Raw genomic sequence first — 16,115 nt, 5'->3', positions numbered from 1 at the left:
CCGGCGCAACAAGATCGTCGCCTCGGTGGCGGCCGGCGTGCTGGTGATCGGTGCGCCCCGACCGGAGTCGGGGGCACCGCGGGGTACGGGCGGATCAGGCCGTCACAGGTACAGCCCGGTCGAGCCCTCCGTGTCGCCGAAGCGGGCCGCCGCGACGGCGTGCAGGTCGCGCTCGCGCAGCAGCACGTAGGTGGAGCCGCGGACCTCGACCTCCAGCTTGTCCTCCGGGTCGTACAGCACCCGGTCGCCCGGCTCCACCGAGCGCACGCTCTGGCCCACCGCGACGGCCTCGGCCCAGGTACAGCGCTTGGACAGCTCCGCGGTGGCCGGGATCACGATGCCGCCGGTCGAGCGGCGCTCGCCCTCGCTGCCCTCGATGCGCACCAGCACGCGGTCGTGCAGCATCCGGATCGGCAGCTTCTCACCGAGCCGGTCGTGACGGGCGGGCTCCGACGCGTACTCGGAGCGGATCGATTCGTCGTTGGTACTCACGGTCCCGAAGGTACCTCCCCCCGCCGAGGGGCGTGACGCCAACCCGGCATGCGGAAGGCCGGGCACGCACCGCGCCCGGCCCCTGCGTCGTACGGTGCTCAGTCCTTGCGGCGCTTGCGGGACGAGGCGACCAGCAGCACCAGCCCCACGCCGACCAGCGCGGCCGGGACGATCCGCTCCCGGCGCGGCTGCCCCTTCTCGTCCACGAACTGCGCCCGGACCTTCTCCACCACGCCGCTCGCGGCCACGTACGCCCGGGCGGTCCGCTCCTCGACCGCCGCCGCCGCCTTGGCCTTGACCTGGGCGGAGATGGTGCTCGGGTGGATGCGGACGGCCAGCTCGTCGAGGGTCCCCGCCAGCCGGTCACGCGTCCGCTCGATGTCCGCCTCGATCTGGGCGGTCGTCCGCGCCGACTTGTCCTGCGTGCTCGCCTCGCCCACTCGGGCCACCCCATTCACTCGCCGATGTCGTTCCGTCCGATCCGTGCGATCGGTGCGACTGACCCAGTGTGTCAGTTGCCGAACACGGTCGCGCGGCCCCACCCACCATCGGAGGTAAGTTTGCCGTGGTACGACCGTCCGTCCCAGCCTCCAGGAGAGTACGACCGTGACTGAGCGCCTCCAGCCCGGCGACACCGCGCCCGCCTTCAGCCTGTCCGACGCCGACGGCAACCAGGTGTCCCTCGCCGACCACGCCGGCCGCAAGGTCATCGTCTACTTCTACCCGGCCGCCCTGACCCCCGGCTGCACCAAGCAGGCCTGCGACTTCACCGACAACCTGGAGGTCTTCGCGGGCGCCGGCTACGACGTCATCGGCATCTCGCCGGACAAGCCGGAGAAGCTGGGCAAGTTCCGCGAGGCCGAGAACCTCAAGGTCACCCTGCTGTCCGACCCGGAGAAGGAGGCGCTGGAGGCGTACGGCGCCTTCGGCGAGAAGCAGAACTACGGCCGCACCTACATGGGCGTGATCCGCTCCACGATCGTCGTGGACGAGCAGGGCAAGGTGGAGCACGCGTTCTACAACGTGCGGGCCACCGGCCACGTGGCCAAGCTGCTGCGCGACCTCAAGGTCGGGGCCTGATCCCCGTCCGCGAAGTCCGCGGACACGACGAAGCGGTGGCGGCACACCCCCCGACCGGGTGCACCGCCACCGCCGTTCCTCACCTCAGCGGGCCGGCCTGATCAGCAGGCCCCGAGGTCGCTCCAGACGCCCCACGAGCCGCTGGCCGCGGGGTCGTCGCCCTTGGTCCACCACTTGTTCTGGTAGTAGTGGCCCTTCCACGAGACCTTGGTGGGGGTCGCGTAGGTGGTGCCCGCGTCCCAGCTCGGGGCGGCGGTGCAGGTGCCCGAGGTCGGGGTCGGCGTCGGGGTCGGCGTCTGCGTCCCGGTCGCGGTCGGAGTCGGCGTCGGGGTGGCCGTCTGCGACGAGGTCGGGGTCGGGGTCGGCGTGCCACCGTCCACCGCACCGCGGGTCAGGTCACCCTTGATCCCGTACAGCGTGCCGCCCACGTTGACCGTCCAGTTCGACGGCGTGGACACCGGCAGGTAGTAGACGAAGTCCATGTCGATCGAGGCGCCCGGCGCCAGCGACTGCCAGCCCGGCAGCTTGACCGACACCCGGTTGTAGGTGCCCTTCAGCCCGCCCACGTTGCCCGGGCCGGGGTTGTCCTGCTTGATGACCTGGAGGCCGAAGCCGGACTGGTCCTTGGCGTTGCCCGGTGCCGAGTTGCCGTAGTCGAACTGGAACTCGGTGCCGCCCGGCAGGGTCTGCGTCGAGTTGTTGACGATGTGCAGCTTCGGGTTGATCGGGTAGTTCGAGTCGCCCAGCGCGAAGTTGGTGAACGACACGTCGATCGGCAGGGTCTGCTGCGGCAGCGCGGTCGTCGAGCGGGTCGCGCCGTACGGGGCCGCCGACTTGAACTTGTCGTACATCAGCGAGGTCAGCGTCGAGCCGGGGACGTACTCGCCCTTGCCGCCGTTGGCGGTGGCGTCCCACTTGTAGTCGCCCGCGAGCTCCCAGATCATCGCGCCGCCGGCGCCCTGGTTGACGATGTAGTCCGCCTTGGCGCCCACCGACTGCTCGTCCTCGGTGGAGAGGAACACCTTCTTGGTATCGTTCCACAGCCACGGCGCCACCAGGGTGGAGCTGTAGTTGCGCGAGTAGGTGCCCTGAAGCGCGGTGTCGGAGACGCCGTACTTGGCCAGGTAGTCGGGCAGGATGCCCTTCTCCAGGTTCTTGGCGTGCCACATCGGGTTCGACCCGGCCGGGGACTCCTTGCCCGCGTCGTCCTTGTCGTTCCAGATGTTGTCGATGCCGACCGCGCCGTCACCGCAGGCGGTCAGACCGGATCCAGCCGGGCAGGTGGTCGCCGAGGCGGTGCCCCAGAGGCCGTTGGTTCCGCCCTGCACGTTCTTGAAACCGCGGGTGTAGTACGGCAGGCCGACGTTGATCCGGCCGCCGGGCATCGAGCCGCGGAAGTAGTGGTACGACCAGTCGGCGTTCAGGTAGCCGATGCCGCCGTACTGCGCGGTGCCGTAGACGTTGGCGGCGGCCAGCTCGCCGTCCTTGCCGTCGTCGAACAGCGAGGCGTTCGGGCCGACGTACTTGTTCCAGGCGCCGTGCAGGTCGTACGACATGATGTTGACGTAGTCCAGGTACTTGGCCACCTGGAAGGTCTCCATGCCGCGCAGCAGGTAGCCGGAGGACGGGGCGGCGACCGACAGCAGGTAGTGCTTGCCGTCGGCGGCGCCGGCCTTGTCCAGGCTCTCGCGCAGGGTCTTCATCAGCGCCGCGTAACCCTTGGCCAGCGAGCCGCGCTTGGCGTTGGCGAGCTGCCAGTCCAGCGGGTTGCCGGCGTCCTTCATCGAGGTCGGGTACTCGTAGTCGATGTCGACGCCGTTGAAACCGTACTTGCGGATGAAGTCGACCGAGGAGGCGGCGAAGGTGTCGATGCCGGCCTGGTTGACACTGCCGTCCGCGTTGACGGTCATCGAGTAGAAGCCGCCGGAGTCGACCCGCTTGCCGTCGTCCCCGAAGTAGCCGCCGGTCTCGGTCCAGCCGCCCACCGAGATCAGGGTCTTGACGTTCGGGTACTGCTTCTTGTACTTCGTCAGCAGGTTGAAGTGGCCCTTGTACGGCAGGCTCGGGTCCAGCTCGGCACCGGGGACGCCGGGGAAGGAGATCCCGGTGGCCTCGTTGGTCGGGCCGTCGGTGCCGACCGAGAGCTTGTTGTCGCCGCCGACGTGGCCGAAGGCGTAGTTGAGGTGGGTGACCTTGTCCCAGGGGATGTCGTTCACCAGGTACGGCTGGTCGCCGTTCTTGCCGGTGCGCCAGCCGGTGAAGTAGCCGATGATGCGGCGCTGGTGGTCAGCGCCCATCTTCTCGCGCCCGCCGGTGTCGTAGACGGAGCAGTACGGGACGTCCACGCCGGGCGTCTGGTACAGGCCGTCAGGCCGACAGGCCGCGTTGTCGACCGCCGCCGACGCCTGCGAGGGCGCCGCGCCCAGCGTCGCCATCAGCAGACCGGCCAGCGAGGCCGCCGCGAGCGAGGCCACGCCGGCCCGGGCAGCCGGGCTCTTCCGGCGGTGGGAGGCGGTGGGACGCCGCTCCGCCGTGTTTCGGATCAACACTCGGTCCTCCAGGAGAGAGTGTCGGCGCGTGCCTGTGGGGGAGCACGCACGTGGGGGATTGCAATTGGCGCAGAAGGTATGTGGTCTGGACCATGCAGGTCAATAGGTCTGTACCAATTGGTAATCGGCGGCCAAACATCACAGGTCGGAGCCGCACGACAATCAGTCAGCCCCCTGGCCGAAACCCACCCCTACCCGTAACCGGACCCCGCGCCGATCGTTCGCATACCCGGGGGACGGGCGCACGACTGCCCGAAGGGGGACGACCATGCCGGTCAAGTACACCCGCGAACTGCTGGCCTCGCTCGCAGCCGAGTCCACCAGCGTGAACGAGGTGATGCGCAAGCTCGGCGTGCCGATGGCGGGCGGCACGCACAGCTACCTGAGCAAGCGGCTCAGGCACTACGGCATCGACACCTCGCACTTCAACCAGAACAGGCCCGACTACGGGCGACGCCGCTACCCACGGGAGGTGCTGGCCGAGGCTGCGGCGAACAGCGACAGCATCAACGCGATGATGGCCTACCTGGGCGTCACCCCGTACGACAGCCTCTACGCGTATCTGAAGAAGCGCCTGGCCGACTTCGGTATCGACACCTCGCACTTCAGGTTCAGGGGCGACGGCCGCAGCAGGGTCGAAGCTGTTCCGAAGGAGGTGCTGACGCAGGCCGTCGCCGCACACCGGAGCGTCCGTGGCGTGATCCTCGCCATCGGGATGACCGACTGCGGCAACTCGCGGACGCTGGTACGGGAGGCCATCGACTTCCACCGACTCGACACCGGCCACTTCACCGGGCAGGCGCACAACAAAGGACGGAAGACGGGGCCGCGACGCACGGCCGAGGAGTTGTTGGTGCGACGCCCGCCGGGAAGCCAGCGCATCCCGGGCGACCGACTCCGCGCGATGCTCGTGCACATCGGCCAACCCGACGCCTGCGAGCTGTGCGGCACCCCTCCGACGTGGCTCGGGCAGCCGATGACCCTGGAGGTCGACCACATCAACGGCGACTGGCTCGACAACCGGCGCGAGAACCTCCGCCTGCTCTGTCCGAACTGCCACTCCGTCACCGACACCTACTGCGGGCGGAACAAGAACAAGCGTGAGGCAGCGCAGGAAATCGCGGTGTTCCCACAGGAAGCGAGGCCCTAGACTAGGGGCCACGCGGCCTTGGCGGAGCTGGCAGTCGCGCCGGATTTAGGTTCCGGTGGGGGAAACCCCGTGAGGGTTCGAGTCCCTCAGGCCGCACTAGCCTTACACCTAAGAATCGAAGGCCCGCCCCGAGGTGATCTCGGGGCGGGCCTTCGACCTGCTCGCAGGGTCGGGTGTCAGCCGATGAGCTCCTTCACCACCGGCGCCAGGGCGCGGAAGGCCTGGCCGCGGTGGCTGATGGCGTTCTTCTCGTCGGCCGTGAGCTCCGCGCAGGTGCGGGTCTCCCCGAGGGGCTGGAGGATCGGGTCGTAGCCGAAGCCGCCGTCGCCGGCCGGGGCGGTGCGCAGGGTGCCGAGGAGGCGGCCCTCGACGACGCGCTCGGTGCCGTCGGGGAGGGCGAGGGCGGCGGCGCAGAAGAAGTGGGCGCCGCGGTGCGGCTCGGCGATGTCGGAGAGCTGGGCGAGCAGCAGGTCGAGGTTGGCGGTGTCGTCGCCGTGCTTGCCGGACCAGCGGGCGGAGAAGATGCCGGGCGCGCCGTTCAGCACGTCCACGCAGAGGCCGGAGTCGTCGGCGACGGCGGGCAGGCCGGTGGCGCGGGCCAGGGCGTGCGCCTTGAGCAGGGCGTTCTCGGCGAAGGTGACACCGGTCTCGGGGACGTCCGGGATCTCCGGGTAGGCGTCGGCACCGACGAGTTCGACGTCCAGGCCGGCGTCCGCCAGGATGGCGCGGAGCTCGGTGACCTTGTGCTGGTTGCGGGTGGCGAGGATCAGACGGGTGGACATATCGCCCACCCTACCGAGCGCCCGCCCCGCCCTACCGAGCGCCCGCCCCGCCCTGCCGGGCGACCGGGACCGATCAGCCGGTGCAGACCGAGGTGAGGTTGCCGGCCGCGTCGCCGAGGGGCTTGAGGTTCGGGATCTCGTTCCTGTCGGCGGCCCGCTGCACGTTCTCGACCTGCTTCTGCAGATCGGTCACGGCCTTGGCGACGTCGGTGTTCTTGGAGTTCTTCCCGACCTGGTCGAGGTCGTTCTTGAGCTTCTGCAGGGCCTTCCCGGCGGCCGCCGAGTCGTTGCTCGCGTTGTCGTAGGCCTGGGTGACGTCCGCGATGTCCCCGGTGATCCGCACCGCGGTGTTGCCGCAGTCGAGCGCTTTCTGGGCGGCGGAGCAGCTCACCATGCTGAGCGGAAGGATCGCGATGAGTCCGGCCACGGCGAGGGCGGCGGGGCGGGCGATGCTCGACGGCATCCGATCCTCCTGTGGGGCGCGGGTTCCGTGGTGTGGGACGCGCGCCGGGAGGTGCGCGGTTCCCGCAGTGGGAGTGCTGCGGGAACCGTACGGTCTCCGGGCCCGGCCTGTACAGCGGGTCGGCCGTTCGGCGGGCCGTTCGTCCGCGGCCCGCACGGGTGTCCGTACCGCGCCCGAACGACCGCCCGCAGCCGCGGGCTGACCGTGCGTCCGATCCGGTCCACGGCTGCGGGGCCCGCGCGGGTTCAGCCCTCCAGGGCCTTGCGCTGGATCTCGTCCAGCTCGGCGCAGCCGAGGCTGCCGAGGTCGAGCAGCCGGTCCAGCAGCTCGCGGTCGAACGGGGCGCCCTCGGCGGTGCCCTGGACCTCGACGAAGCGGCCGTCGGAGGTGCAGACGATGTTCATGTCGGTCTCGGCGCGCACGTCCTCCTCGTACTGGAGGTCGAGCATCGGGACGCCGTCGATGATGCCGACGCTGACGGCGCTGACGCCGCCGGTGATCGGCTGGCCCTTGGCGCGCAGCAGCTTCTTGTCGCGGGCCCAGGCGACGGCGTCGACCAGGGCGACGTAGGCGCCGGTGATGGCGGCGGTGCGGGTGCCGCCGTCGGCCTGGAGGACGTCGCAGTCGAGGACGATGGTGTTCTCGGCGAGCGCGCGGTGGTCCACGACGGCGCGCAGCGAGCGGCCGATGAGCCGGCTGATCTCGTGGGTGCGGCCGCCGATGCGGCCCTTGACGGCCTCTCGGTCGCCGCGGGTGTTGGTGGCGCGCGGGAGCATGGAGTACTCGGCGGTGACCCAGCCCTCGCCGCTGCCCTTGCGCCAGCGGGGCACGCCCTCGGTGACGCTGGCGGTGCACAGCACCTTGGTGTCGCCGTAGGAGATGAGGACGGAGCCTTCGGCGTGCTTGCTCCAGCCCCGTTCGATGGTGATCGGGCGGAGCTGTTCGGGGGTGCGGCCGTCGATGCGTGACATAGGCACCGAGCGTAGTCGCTCCGGGGTGCCGGTTCGGGGAGTCGCTCCGGGGAGCCGGTTCCGGGAAGCGGCCGGTGGGCGTTCCTCCGGAGGCGGCTCCGGGGCGGTGGGGCGGCCGGGATGCGCCGCGGCCCGCCGTCCCCCTGAGCGGGGCGGCGGGCCGGGCGGGCCGGGCCTGGGTGGCTCAGCTCACATCATGTCCTCGATGTCGGCGGCGATCGGGTCGGCGTCGGTGCCGATGACGACCTGGATCGCGGTGCCCATCTTCACGACGCCGTGGGCGCCGGCGGCCTTGAGGGCGGCCTCGTCGACCAGGGAGGCGTCCTTGACCTCGGTGCGCAGGCGGGTGATGCAGCCCTCGACCTCTTCGATGTTGTCGATGCCGCCCAGACCGGCGACGATCTTCTCAGCCTTGCTGGCCATCTGGTTTCTCCCTCTGTCTCGGCCCTTCGGCGGCTCTGCCGGGTGCCGTCCTGCGCTGGTGCTGGGGTGTCCCTCGACCGCCGGGCGGCGAGGTCGGTGCCGATCGGCTGACGCGGGTTCGGCTGCGGTCGTGCCGGCGAGCAGCGCGACCAGCATCACCCGTGCCGGTCCGGTCCGCCACGTTAGTCCACTTTCGGCCGATTCCGGCGAGCAGGCCCCCGACCGCCGCCCGAGGATGGCGATCAGCGCGGCTCGCGCCTCCGGAGTGCAGCCTGCTTCCAAGTGGTCTACACCAATATATGTGTACTCCGAGGAACGCAGGAACGGCCCCGGGCGTTCCCGAGCCCGCCCGAGGGTCCCGCAGGGGCCCGCCGGTCGGCAACTGCTCCCGGAGGACGAAGGATGAGTTCGGCAGGCGCCACGACCCCGCAGACCACCTGGTGGCACACCTTCTACGGCGGCCTCCAGAAGATGGGCCGCTCCCTGCAGCTCCCGGTGGCGGTGCTCCCCGCCGCGGGCATCCTCAACCGGCTCGGCCAGCCCGACGTCTTCGGCAAGGACGGGCTCGGCTGGGACAACGTCGCGAAGGTCTTCGCCGCGGCCGGCGGCGCACTGCTCGACTCCGCCTTCGGCCTGCCGATGCTGTTCTGCGTCGGCGTGGCGATCGGCATGGCGAAGAAGGCCGACGGTTCGACGGCGCTGGCCGCCGTGGTCGGCTTCCTCGTCTACTTCCGGGTCCTGCACGCCTTCCCGGAGCACTGCAAACCGCCGACGGTGCTGGTCAGCGACCAGTGCGTGGACTACACCTCGGCGAAGGCGGCGGCCGCGACGTTCCAGAACCCGGGTGTGCTGGGCGGCATCCTGATCGGCCTGATGTCGGCCTGGCTGTGGGTCCGGTACCACCGCACCCGGCTGGTGGACTGGCTCGGCTTCTTCAACGGCCGCCGCCTGGTACCGATGATCACCGCCCTGGTCGGCATGCTGACGGCGGTGCTGGCGCTCTGGGTCTGGCCGCCGATCGGCCGCGGCCTGAACGACTTCTCGCAGACCCTCTCCGACCTGGGCGCGGCCGGCGCCGGCATCTTCGGCGTCTTCAACCGCGCGCTGCTGCTGATCGGCATGCACCAGCTGCTGAACACCTTCGTCTGGTTCCAGTTCGGGGAGTTCGTCAAGCCGGACGGCACGATCGTGCACGGCGACATCCCGCGCTTCCTGGGGGGCGACCCGACGGCCGGCCAGTTCCAGTCCGGCTTCTTCCCGATCATGATGTTCGCGCTGCCCGCCGCCGCGCTCGCGATCGCGCACTCGGCGAAGCCGCACCGGCGCAAGGAGATCTACGGCCTGATGCTCTCGGTCGGCCTGACCTCCTTCGTGACGGGCGTCACCGAGCCGATCGAGTACTCCTTCGCCTACATCGCCCCCGCCCTGTACGCCGTGCACGCGCTGCTGACCGGCGCCTCGATGGCGGTGACCTGGGGACTCGGGGTGCACGACGGCTTCAGCTTCTCGGCCGGCCTGATCGACTACGTGATCAACTGGGGGCTGGCCACCAAGCCGTGGATGATCATCCCGATCGGCCTCGGCTTCGCCGCCGTGTACTACGCGCTCTTCCGGTTCATCATCGTCAAATTCAACCTGAAAACACCCGGCCGGGAGGACGAGGCCGAGGTCGAGGACGTCACCAAGGCCTGAAACCGAGCGCCGCCGGGGTTATCCCCGCATTGACCCCCGGACCGCCGGTCCGGGGGCCTCCGGCATTTCGGAAAGACCGCCTGCCCCGCCCCAACGCGCCTGGCAGGGCAGGCTGTGCTTTTGTTGCGCGATTAGCCAAAATCGATTTTGTTGCGCGGTCGGCCAAAATCCCAATCGCGGCGGACACCATGATCGCCATTCGTGAGTAGGTTTCGATTTCATAGCGCTTCCCCGCCGCACCGCTTTCCGGGGTTCCTCGACTTCTCCACCCGTGCTACAAAACTGGTCTACACCACGTGTGGTGTAGACCAGTTCGCGGTTGGCCCCCTGTTCCGTCCCCCGACCGACCGCCATGCCGTAAGGAACCCACCCCCATGAGTCAGTCTGCGCAGGCATCGGCGCCCGCCACGGCTCCGGCCTCACCCAGCCCCGCCAAGAAGTTCGGCCAGAACCTCCTCCAGGGTCTGCAGAAGATCGGCCGCAGCCTCCAGCTGCCCGTCGCCGTCCTCCCGGCCGCAGGCATCCTGCTCCGGCTCGGCCAGCCCGACGTGTTCGGCAAGGACGGGCTCGGCTGGGGGAAGGTCGCCGAGGTCTTCGCCACCGCCGGTGACGCCGTGTTCGCCAATCTGCCGCTGCTGTTCTGCGTCGGTGTCGCGATCGGCTTCGCCAAGAAGGCCGACGGTTCCACCGCGCTGGCCGCCCTGGTCGGCTACCTGGTCTTCAAGAACGTGCTCACCGTCTTCCCGATCGACGGCAGCGTCACCGAGGCCCTGCCGGCCGGAAAGCCGCAGAACCCGGGCGTCTTCGGCGGCATCATCGTCGGCCTGCTGAGCGCCGTGATCTGGCAGAAGTACCACCGCAAGAAGCTCGTCGACTGGCTCGGCTTCTTCAACGGCCGCCGTCTCGTGCCGATCATCATGGCCTTCGTCGGCACCCTGCTGGGCGTCGTCATGGGCCTGATCTGGGGCCCGATCGGCACCGGTCTGACCAACGCCAGCGACTGGCTGACCGGCCTGGGCGCCGGCGGCGCGGGCATCTACGGCGTCGCCAACCGCGGCCTCATCCCGATCGGCATGCACCAGTTCCTGAACACCTTCTTCCAGCAGCAGGTCGGCAGCTTCACCGATGCCTCCGGCCACACCTGGACCGGCGACATCCCGCGCTTCTTCCACGGTGACCCGACCGCCGGACAGTTCATGTCCGGTTTCTTCCCGATCATGATGTTCGGCCTGCCGGCCGCCGCCCTCGCGATCGCCCACACCGCGCGCCCCGAGCGCCGCAAGGCCGTCCTCGGCCTGATGATCTCGCTCGCGCTGACCAGCTTCGTGACCGGTGTCACCGAGCCGATCGAGTTCTCCTTCATGTTCATCGCCCCGGTGCTCTACCTGATCCACGCGGTGCTCACCGGCATCTCGATGGCCGTGACCTGGGCCCTGGGCGTGCACGACGGCTTCGGATTCTCGGCCGGCCTGATCGACTACGCCCTCAACTGGAACCTGGCCACCAAGCCGTGGCTGATCATCCCGATCGGCCTGGTCTTCGCGGCGATCTACTACTTCGCGTTCCGGTTCGCGATCACCAAGTTCGACCTCAAGACCCCCGGCCGCGAGGACGACGACGAGATCGAGGACGTCACCAAGGCCTGACGCCCGCGCCACCGCCCGCCTCGAAGGCCCCGGCCCGCCGCTGCTCCCCCAGCGGCGGGCCGGGGCCTTCCGCGTATCCGGGTCCCGAGACGGAGGTTGACGAACCGACGGACGCCCTGGTCAACTGAAGCGGTGAACGCCTCGTGCCCGCTGGTCACCCGCAGCCACATCGACTTCGGTCGCGTGTGGTCCGCGGCGTGTCGCGGCTGAGCTGACCGTTCCCCCGCCGCCGCCCGGCTGACGTTCCGCCCGGCGCCGGTCCTTCCCTCCCCCGCCCGTACGGGCTCCGCCCGCGGGCCGCCACCGCGCTCCAGCGTGCCACCGCGCACCCGTGCCCTCCGCACGGTCGCGCCGGTGCCCGCTCGCGTCCGCACGAGGAAGTCAGGCTCACCATGCCCCGCCAGTTGCACCTGTCCGCCGCCGTCGACAGCCCCGGCCGCTTCGACGCCGGGCACTACGCCTACCTCGCCCGCCTCGCCGAACGGGCCACCCTGGACTTCGTCACCCTCGACGACTCCTTCGCCGCCGCGCCGAGCCGCCCCGACGCGCTCGCCGCCCTCGCCCGGATCGCCCCGCTGACCGGCCGGGTCGGGCTGGTGCCGACCGTCACGACCACCCACACCGAGCCCTTCCACACCTCGATCTCGGTCAACACCCTGGACTGGGCGAGCGAGGGCCGGGCCGGCTGGCTGGTCGGCGTCTCCACGACCGAGGCCGAGGCGAGGGCCTTCGGCCGCCGCCCGGTCGCCGCCGAGGACGAGCTGTGGGCCGAGGCCGCCGACGCCGTCGAGGTGGCCGCCCGGCTCTGGGACAGCTGGGAGGACGACGCGGAGATCCGCGACACCGCCACCGGGCGGTTCATCGACCGCGACAAGCTGCACTACATCGACTTCGAGGGCCCGCACTTCTCGGTCCGCGGCCCGTCCATCACCCCGCGCCCGCCGCAGGGCCGCCCGGTGGTCGTGGTGCCGGTCGCCGCCGCCGACCTCGCGCCGGACGCCTCCCCGGGCGGGCGGGCCCGGGTCGCCGCCGCGATCCGGCACGCCGACGTCGTGCTGCTCGACGCCCCCGACCGCGCCACCCGGCTGACGGCCGCCACCGAACTGCGGCTGCGAGCCGGCGAGGGCCCGCGCATCCTCGCCCGGCTCGACACCGCCCTGTCCGCCCTGCCCGACCGGGCCGCCGACGAGCGGCTGCTCGCCGAACTCACCGCGCCCGGCACCGGCGTCGACGGCTTCCACCTCTCCCCCGCCGACCCGCCGCGCGACCTGGCCGCGCTGGCCGACCGGATCGCCCCCGCCCTGCGCGCCGCGGGCCTGCTGCGCGCCGAGTACACCGGCCGCACCCTGCACGACCACCTCGGCCTGGCCCGCCCGGCCAGCCGCTACGCCGTCCGCCCCGCCACCGCCACCGCCCTCACCGTTTCCCCCGCTTCCCCCGCTGCCCCCGCCCTCGCCGAGGTGACCCGATGACGGACCGACCGCTCAAGCAGATCCACCTCGCCGCGCACTTCCCCGGCGTCAACAACACCACGGTGTGGAGCGATCCGGCCTCCGGCAGCCACATCGAGTTCTCCTCCTTCCGGCACCTCGCGCAGACCGCCGAACGCGGGAAGTTCGACTTCTTCTTCCTCGCCGAGGGCCTGCGGCTGCGCGAGTCCAAGGGCCTCATCCACGACCTGGACGTGGTCGGCCGCCCCGAGTCGATCACCGTGCTCAACGCGCTGGCCGCCGTCACCGAACGGATCGGCCTGGCCGCCACCGTCAACGCGACCTTCAACGAGCCGTACGAACTGGCCCGCCGCTTCGCCTCGTTGGACCACCTCTCCGACGGCCGCGCGGCCTGGAACGTGGTCACCTCCTCGGACGCCTTCACCGGGGAGAACTTCCGCCGCGGCGGCTTCCTGGACCGAGCCGACCGCTACACCCGCGCCGCCGAATCCGTCCAGCTGGCACGGGAGTTCTGGGATGCCGGGGACGAACCCGTCCGGCACTCCGGCCCGCAGTTCGAGGTCGAGGGCCGGCTGTCGCTGCCGCGGCCGCCGCAGGGCCACCCGGTGGTGATCCAGGCCGGGGACTCCGACGAGGGGCGCGAGTTCGCCGCCGCCACCGCCGACGTGGTCTTCTCCCGGCACTCCACCCTCGCCGACGGCCAGGCCTTCCACACCGACGTCAAACGCCGGCTCGCCGCGTACGGACGCAAGCCGGACGAGCTGAAGATCATGCCCGCGGCCACCTTCGCCCTCGGCGACACCGACGCCGAGGCGGCCGAACGGGCCCACGAGATCCGCCGGGCCCAGGTCAGCCCGCAGACCGCGATCACCTTCCTGGAGCAGCTCTGGGGCATCGACCTGTCCGACCACGACCCGGACGGACCGCTGCCGACCGTCGACCCCGACCCGAACAGCGACCTGGTCCAGGGCAGGGTCCGGCACACCGACCCGGTGGCCGTCGCCGAACGGTGGCGGGCCGTGGCCGCGGAGAAGAAGCTGACCAGCCGCGAGCTGGTGATCGAGCTGACCGGCCGGCAGTCCTTCATCGGCTCGCCCGCCACCGTCGCCGAGCGGATCGACCACTTCGTGCAGAACGACGCCGCCGACGGCTTCATCCTCGTCCCGCACGTCACCCCGGGCGGCCTGGACGAGTTCGTCGACCGGGTGGTGCCGCTGCTCCAGGAGCGCGGGGTGTTCCGCACCGACTACACCGGCCCCACCCTGCGGCACCACCTCGGGCTGCCGGTGCCCGGGCGGCGCTGACACGACCGTGCGCGGTCCGGCCGGGGCGCCCGGGCGTCCCGGCCGGACCGCGCACGGCGGACGGTCAGTTGGCGCGACGGCGGCGGCGGGCCGCCGCTCACTGACCAGGACGTCCGGGGGCGGCGAGGTTGCAGGTCGTCCCGGAACTTCCTTCCCGGGAGCCCCGCCCAGCCCGCGGAACCCCGCCGAGCTGCTCAGATCTCGTACACCGCACCGGCCCGGGCGACCTCGACCGGCCCCGGGTAGGCGGCCGCGGCGTCCCGCCGGTTGTGCTCGGCGTCGGTCCACGGGGGGATGTGGGTGAGGACGAGCCGGCGGGCGCCGGCCGCGGCGGCGTGCTCGCCCGCCTCGCGGCCGTTGAGGTGGACGGCCTGGTAGGTGTCGCGCCCGTCGATGTACGCGGCCTCGCAGAGGAAGAGGTCGGCGTCGCGGGCGAGTTCGACGAGTTCGGCGCTCTCCCCGGTGTCCCCGCTGTAGACCAGCGAGCGGCCGTCGTGCTCCAGCCGGAAGGCGAAGGCGTCGACGGGGTGGTTGACCTGGGCGACGTCGATCCGGAACGGGCCGAGCTCGAAGCTGCCGGGGGTGAGCGTGCGGAACTCGAACACCTCCTTCATCCCGGGGTTCTCCGGCATGTCGTAGGCGCGGGCGAGCCGCTCGGCGGTGCCGGCCGGGCCGTACACGGGCAGCAGCTCGGGACAGCCTTCGGCGCGGTAGTTGCGGGCCACCCAGTAGGCGCAGAGGTCGACGCAGTGGTCGGCGTGCAGGTGGCTGAGCAGGACGGCGTCGACGTCGTAGAGGCCGGTGTACTTCTGGAGGGCGCCGAGGGCTCCGTTGCCGAGGTCGAGGACGACGCGGTAGCCGTCGGCCTCGACCAGGTAGCTGGAGCAGGGCGAGTCGGCGGCCGGGAAGCTCCCCGAGCACCCCACCACGGTCAGTTTCATCCGAGCCCCTCCGCCCCGACACATCCTGGCTGCTGCTGGAAAACGGCATCGCCGTCCTCCACCGAACAGGTGGAAAACAGCATGGAAAACGGCAGGCCGGGCCCGTCGAACCGGCCGGTAGCACTGCGTTGGTGTGTCGAGGGTAAGGGCGGAGCGGCACTTTGCCCCCGTCCCCGTGCCGGGCTGTGGGCGGAATCACCAGAACGCCGGGAGCGGCGGCGGGAGCGGTTGACGGGCCGGGGATCAGCGGTGCCGGGGCCGGTTGCGGGCCCAGGCGCGGATGGTGAACGGGTACCACCGCGGGTGGCCGCTGCCGTCGATCACGTCCGGATCGGGCAGCAGCCGGTGCCGGCGGTAGCTGCGGACGGTCGTGGGCCGGACGTTGATGTGGCGGGCGATCTCGGCGTAGGACCACAGCTCGGGGCCACGGGTCACGGGGGCACCTCCGGGGGGACGGGGGCGGACGTTCGTGACGCAGCCTTGCCGGGCCGGGCGGGACTCCGGGCCGATAACGGGCATTGTGGCCGTTCCGTGACGGACCGGGAGCAATGTGCGGACAAATGCCCGGCCGTCACGGCCCGCACGGTGGTGGCGTTCACCCTCGACCGGTACGGTTCGCCGCATGAACGGCATGACCGCCACCTGGCTCGTCCTGGCGCTGCTGGGCGTCGCGCTGCTGGCCGCCGCCGCGGCGGCCCTGGTTCGGCGCACCCGTCCGGCCCCGCGCCCGGCCGGTCCGACCGGCCCGCGGCCGCGGACGGGGGCCGGCCCGGAGCCGCGGGAGATCTGGTGGGCGCAGGTCCCGTTCGAGGACGGGCCCGGGTCCAAGGACCGCCCGTGCCTGGTGCTGCGGGTGCACGGCCGGACCGCCACCGTCGCGAAGATCACCAGCAAGCACCACGCCGGGCGCCCGGGTGTGCTACCGCTGCCGCCCGGCGCGGTCGGCGACCGGGACGGCCGGGCCAGCTGGCTGGAGACCGACGAACTGCGCGAGGTGCCGCTGTCGGCCTTCCGCCGCCGGGCCGGCGCGGTGGACCGGCAGGTCTGGGACCGGACCCGGAGGGTGCTGGAGGGGCGCTAGATGAATGAGTCCGATGTCTTCAGTGGTCATAGGCGATGAGTGATCGCTTGATCGGGGCGTCGATGGTCCAGTTGTGCCAGATGGCGGCAG

At 71.2% G+C, this 16,115-nt stretch carries 16 protein-coding genes and 1 tRNA gene; 8 read left to right on the top strand and 9 right to left on the bottom strand.

The annotated features are described in order from the left end of the window. Positions 1 to 102: 102 nt before the first annotated feature. Both ABZ449_RS39800 and ABZ449_RS39795 read right to left on the bottom strand, forming a co-directional pair. Entirely contained in the window at positions 103 to 405 is a 303-nt protein-coding gene (locus ABZ449_RS39800) for a co-chaperone GroES (RefSeq protein WP_360356403.1), read from the bottom strand. Between the two features lie 185 nt (positions 406 to 590). Next, positions 591 to 932 carry a DUF3618 domain-containing protein gene (locus ABZ449_RS39795; RefSeq protein ID WP_360356394.1) on the bottom strand — a complete coding sequence of 114 codons (342 nt, stop codon included), beginning with the start codon at positions 930 to 932 and terminating at the stop codon, positions 591 to 593. 166 nt (positions 933 to 1,098) lie between these two features. On the opposite strand from ABZ449_RS39795, the gene bcp reads away from it, so the two are divergent. Further along, a complete protein-coding gene (gene bcp / locus ABZ449_RS39790; protein WP_360356391.1) occupies positions 1,099 to 1,572 on the top strand; it encodes a thioredoxin-dependent thiol peroxidase in 474 nt (157 codons plus the stop codon). Positions 1,573 to 1,673: 101 nt separating this feature from the next. Here bcp and ABZ449_RS39785 read toward each other — a convergent pair whose 3' ends face one another. Next, positions 1,674 to 4,046 carry a chitinase C-terminal domain-containing protein gene (locus tag ABZ449_RS39785; protein WP_360356400.1) on the bottom strand — a complete coding sequence of 791 codons (2,373 nt, stop codon included), beginning with the start codon at positions 4,044 to 4,046 and terminating at the stop codon, positions 1,674 to 1,676. 343 nt (positions 4,047 to 4,389) lie between these two features. On the opposite strand from ABZ449_RS39785, the gene ABZ449_RS39780 reads away from it, so the two are divergent. Together ABZ449_RS39780 and ABZ449_RS39775 are read left to right on the top strand one after the other, a co-directional pair. After that, positions 4,390 to 5,271 carry an HNH endonuclease gene (locus ABZ449_RS39780; RefSeq protein WP_360356389.1) on the top strand — a complete coding sequence of 294 codons (882 nt, stop codon included), beginning with the start codon at positions 4,390 to 4,392 and terminating at the stop codon, positions 5,269 to 5,271. Between the two features lie 12 nt (positions 5,272 to 5,283). Continuing rightward, positions 5,284 to 5,367, top strand: a tRNA-Leu gene (locus ABZ449_RS39775). An 80-nt stretch (positions 5,368 to 5,447) separates the two neighbouring features. Here ABZ449_RS39775 and rdgB read toward each other — a convergent pair. The 4 genes from rdgB to ABZ449_RS39755 all read right to left on the bottom strand — a co-directional run bounded on the left by rdgB (position 5,448) and on the right by ABZ449_RS39755 (position 7,910). Next, positions 5,448 to 6,053 (bottom strand): RdgB/HAM1 family non-canonical purine NTP pyrophosphatase, encoded by a 606-nt coding sequence (rdgB, locus tag ABZ449_RS39770; RefSeq protein ID WP_360356386.1) that lies wholly within the window; start codon positions 6,051 to 6,053, stop codon positions 5,448 to 5,450. A 73-nt stretch (positions 6,054 to 6,126) separates the two neighbouring features. Next, the gene (locus ABZ449_RS39765) at positions 6,127 to 6,516 is read right to left on the bottom strand and encodes a hypothetical protein (RefSeq protein ID WP_360356384.1); all 390 of its coding nucleotides are present in this window, start codon (positions 6,514 to 6,516) and stop codon (positions 6,127 to 6,129) included. Positions 6,517 to 6,761: 245 nt separating this feature from the next. Next, positions 6,762 to 7,487 (bottom strand): ribonuclease PH, encoded by a 726-nt coding sequence (gene rph / locus ABZ449_RS39760; protein ID WP_360356381.1) that lies wholly within the window; start codon positions 7,485 to 7,487, stop codon positions 6,762 to 6,764. 189 nt (positions 7,488 to 7,676) lie between these two features. Beyond that, positions 7,677 to 7,910 (bottom strand): PTS glucose/sucrose transporter subunit IIB, encoded by a 234-nt coding sequence (locus tag ABZ449_RS39755; RefSeq protein WP_030060521.1) that lies wholly within the window; start codon positions 7,908 to 7,910, stop codon positions 7,677 to 7,679. Positions 7,911 to 8,312: 402 nt separating this feature from the next. Here ABZ449_RS39755 and ABZ449_RS39750 point away from each other — a divergent pair, with 402 nt between their 5' ends. From ABZ449_RS39750 to ABZ449_RS39735, 4 genes are all read left to right on the top strand, one after another. Next, positions 8,313 to 9,602, top strand: a complete 1,290-nt coding sequence (locus ABZ449_RS39750) for a PTS transporter subunit EIIC (protein WP_360356378.1) — start codon at positions 8,313 to 8,315, stop codon at positions 9,600 to 9,602. A gap of 374 nt (positions 9,603 to 9,976) precedes the next feature. Continuing rightward, on the top strand, positions 9,977 to 11,248 hold the full coding sequence (locus ABZ449_RS39745) for a PTS transporter subunit EIIC (protein WP_360356375.1): 1,272 nt from the start codon (positions 9,977 to 9,979) through the stop codon (positions 11,246 to 11,248). A gap of 392 nt (positions 11,249 to 11,640) precedes the next feature. Next, a complete protein-coding gene (locus ABZ449_RS39740; RefSeq protein ID WP_360356372.1) occupies positions 11,641 to 12,720 on the top strand; it encodes an LLM class flavin-dependent oxidoreductase in 1,080 nt (359 codons plus the stop codon). Next, a complete protein-coding gene (locus ABZ449_RS39735; protein WP_360356369.1) occupies positions 12,717 to 14,003 on the top strand; it encodes an LLM class flavin-dependent oxidoreductase in 1,287 nt (428 codons plus the stop codon). The genes ABZ449_RS39740 and ABZ449_RS39735 overlap by 4 nt, the downstream gene beginning before the upstream one ends. 194 nt (positions 14,004 to 14,197) lie before the next feature. On the opposite strand, the gene ABZ449_RS39730 is transcribed toward ABZ449_RS39735, so the two are convergent. Both ABZ449_RS39730 and ABZ449_RS39725 read right to left on the bottom strand, forming a co-directional pair. Further along, positions 14,198 to 14,944 (bottom strand): MBL fold metallo-hydrolase, encoded by a 747-nt coding sequence (locus ABZ449_RS39730; RefSeq protein ID WP_360356366.1) that lies wholly within the window; start codon positions 14,942 to 14,944, stop codon positions 14,198 to 14,200. Between the two features lie 243 nt (positions 14,945 to 15,187). After that, on the bottom strand, positions 15,188 to 15,379 hold the full coding sequence (locus tag ABZ449_RS39725; protein ID WP_360356363.1) for a MarR family transcriptional regulator: 192 nt from the start codon (positions 15,377 to 15,379) through the stop codon (positions 15,188 to 15,190). A gap of 196 nt (positions 15,380 to 15,575) precedes the next feature. Between ABZ449_RS39725 and ABZ449_RS39720 the strand changes: the two genes are divergently transcribed. After that, a complete protein-coding gene (locus ABZ449_RS39720; RefSeq protein ID WP_360356397.1) occupies positions 15,576 to 16,025 on the top strand; it encodes a type II toxin-antitoxin system PemK/MazF family toxin in 450 nt (149 codons plus the stop codon). Positions 16,026 to 16,115: the final 90 nt, after the last annotated feature.

The organism is Kitasatospora sp. NPDC005856 (assembly GCF_040629945.1).
Lineage (GTDB): Bacteria > Actinomycetota > Actinomycetes > Streptomycetales > Streptomycetaceae > Kitasatospora.
This window is presented reverse-complemented; position numbering and strand designations above follow the sequence as displayed.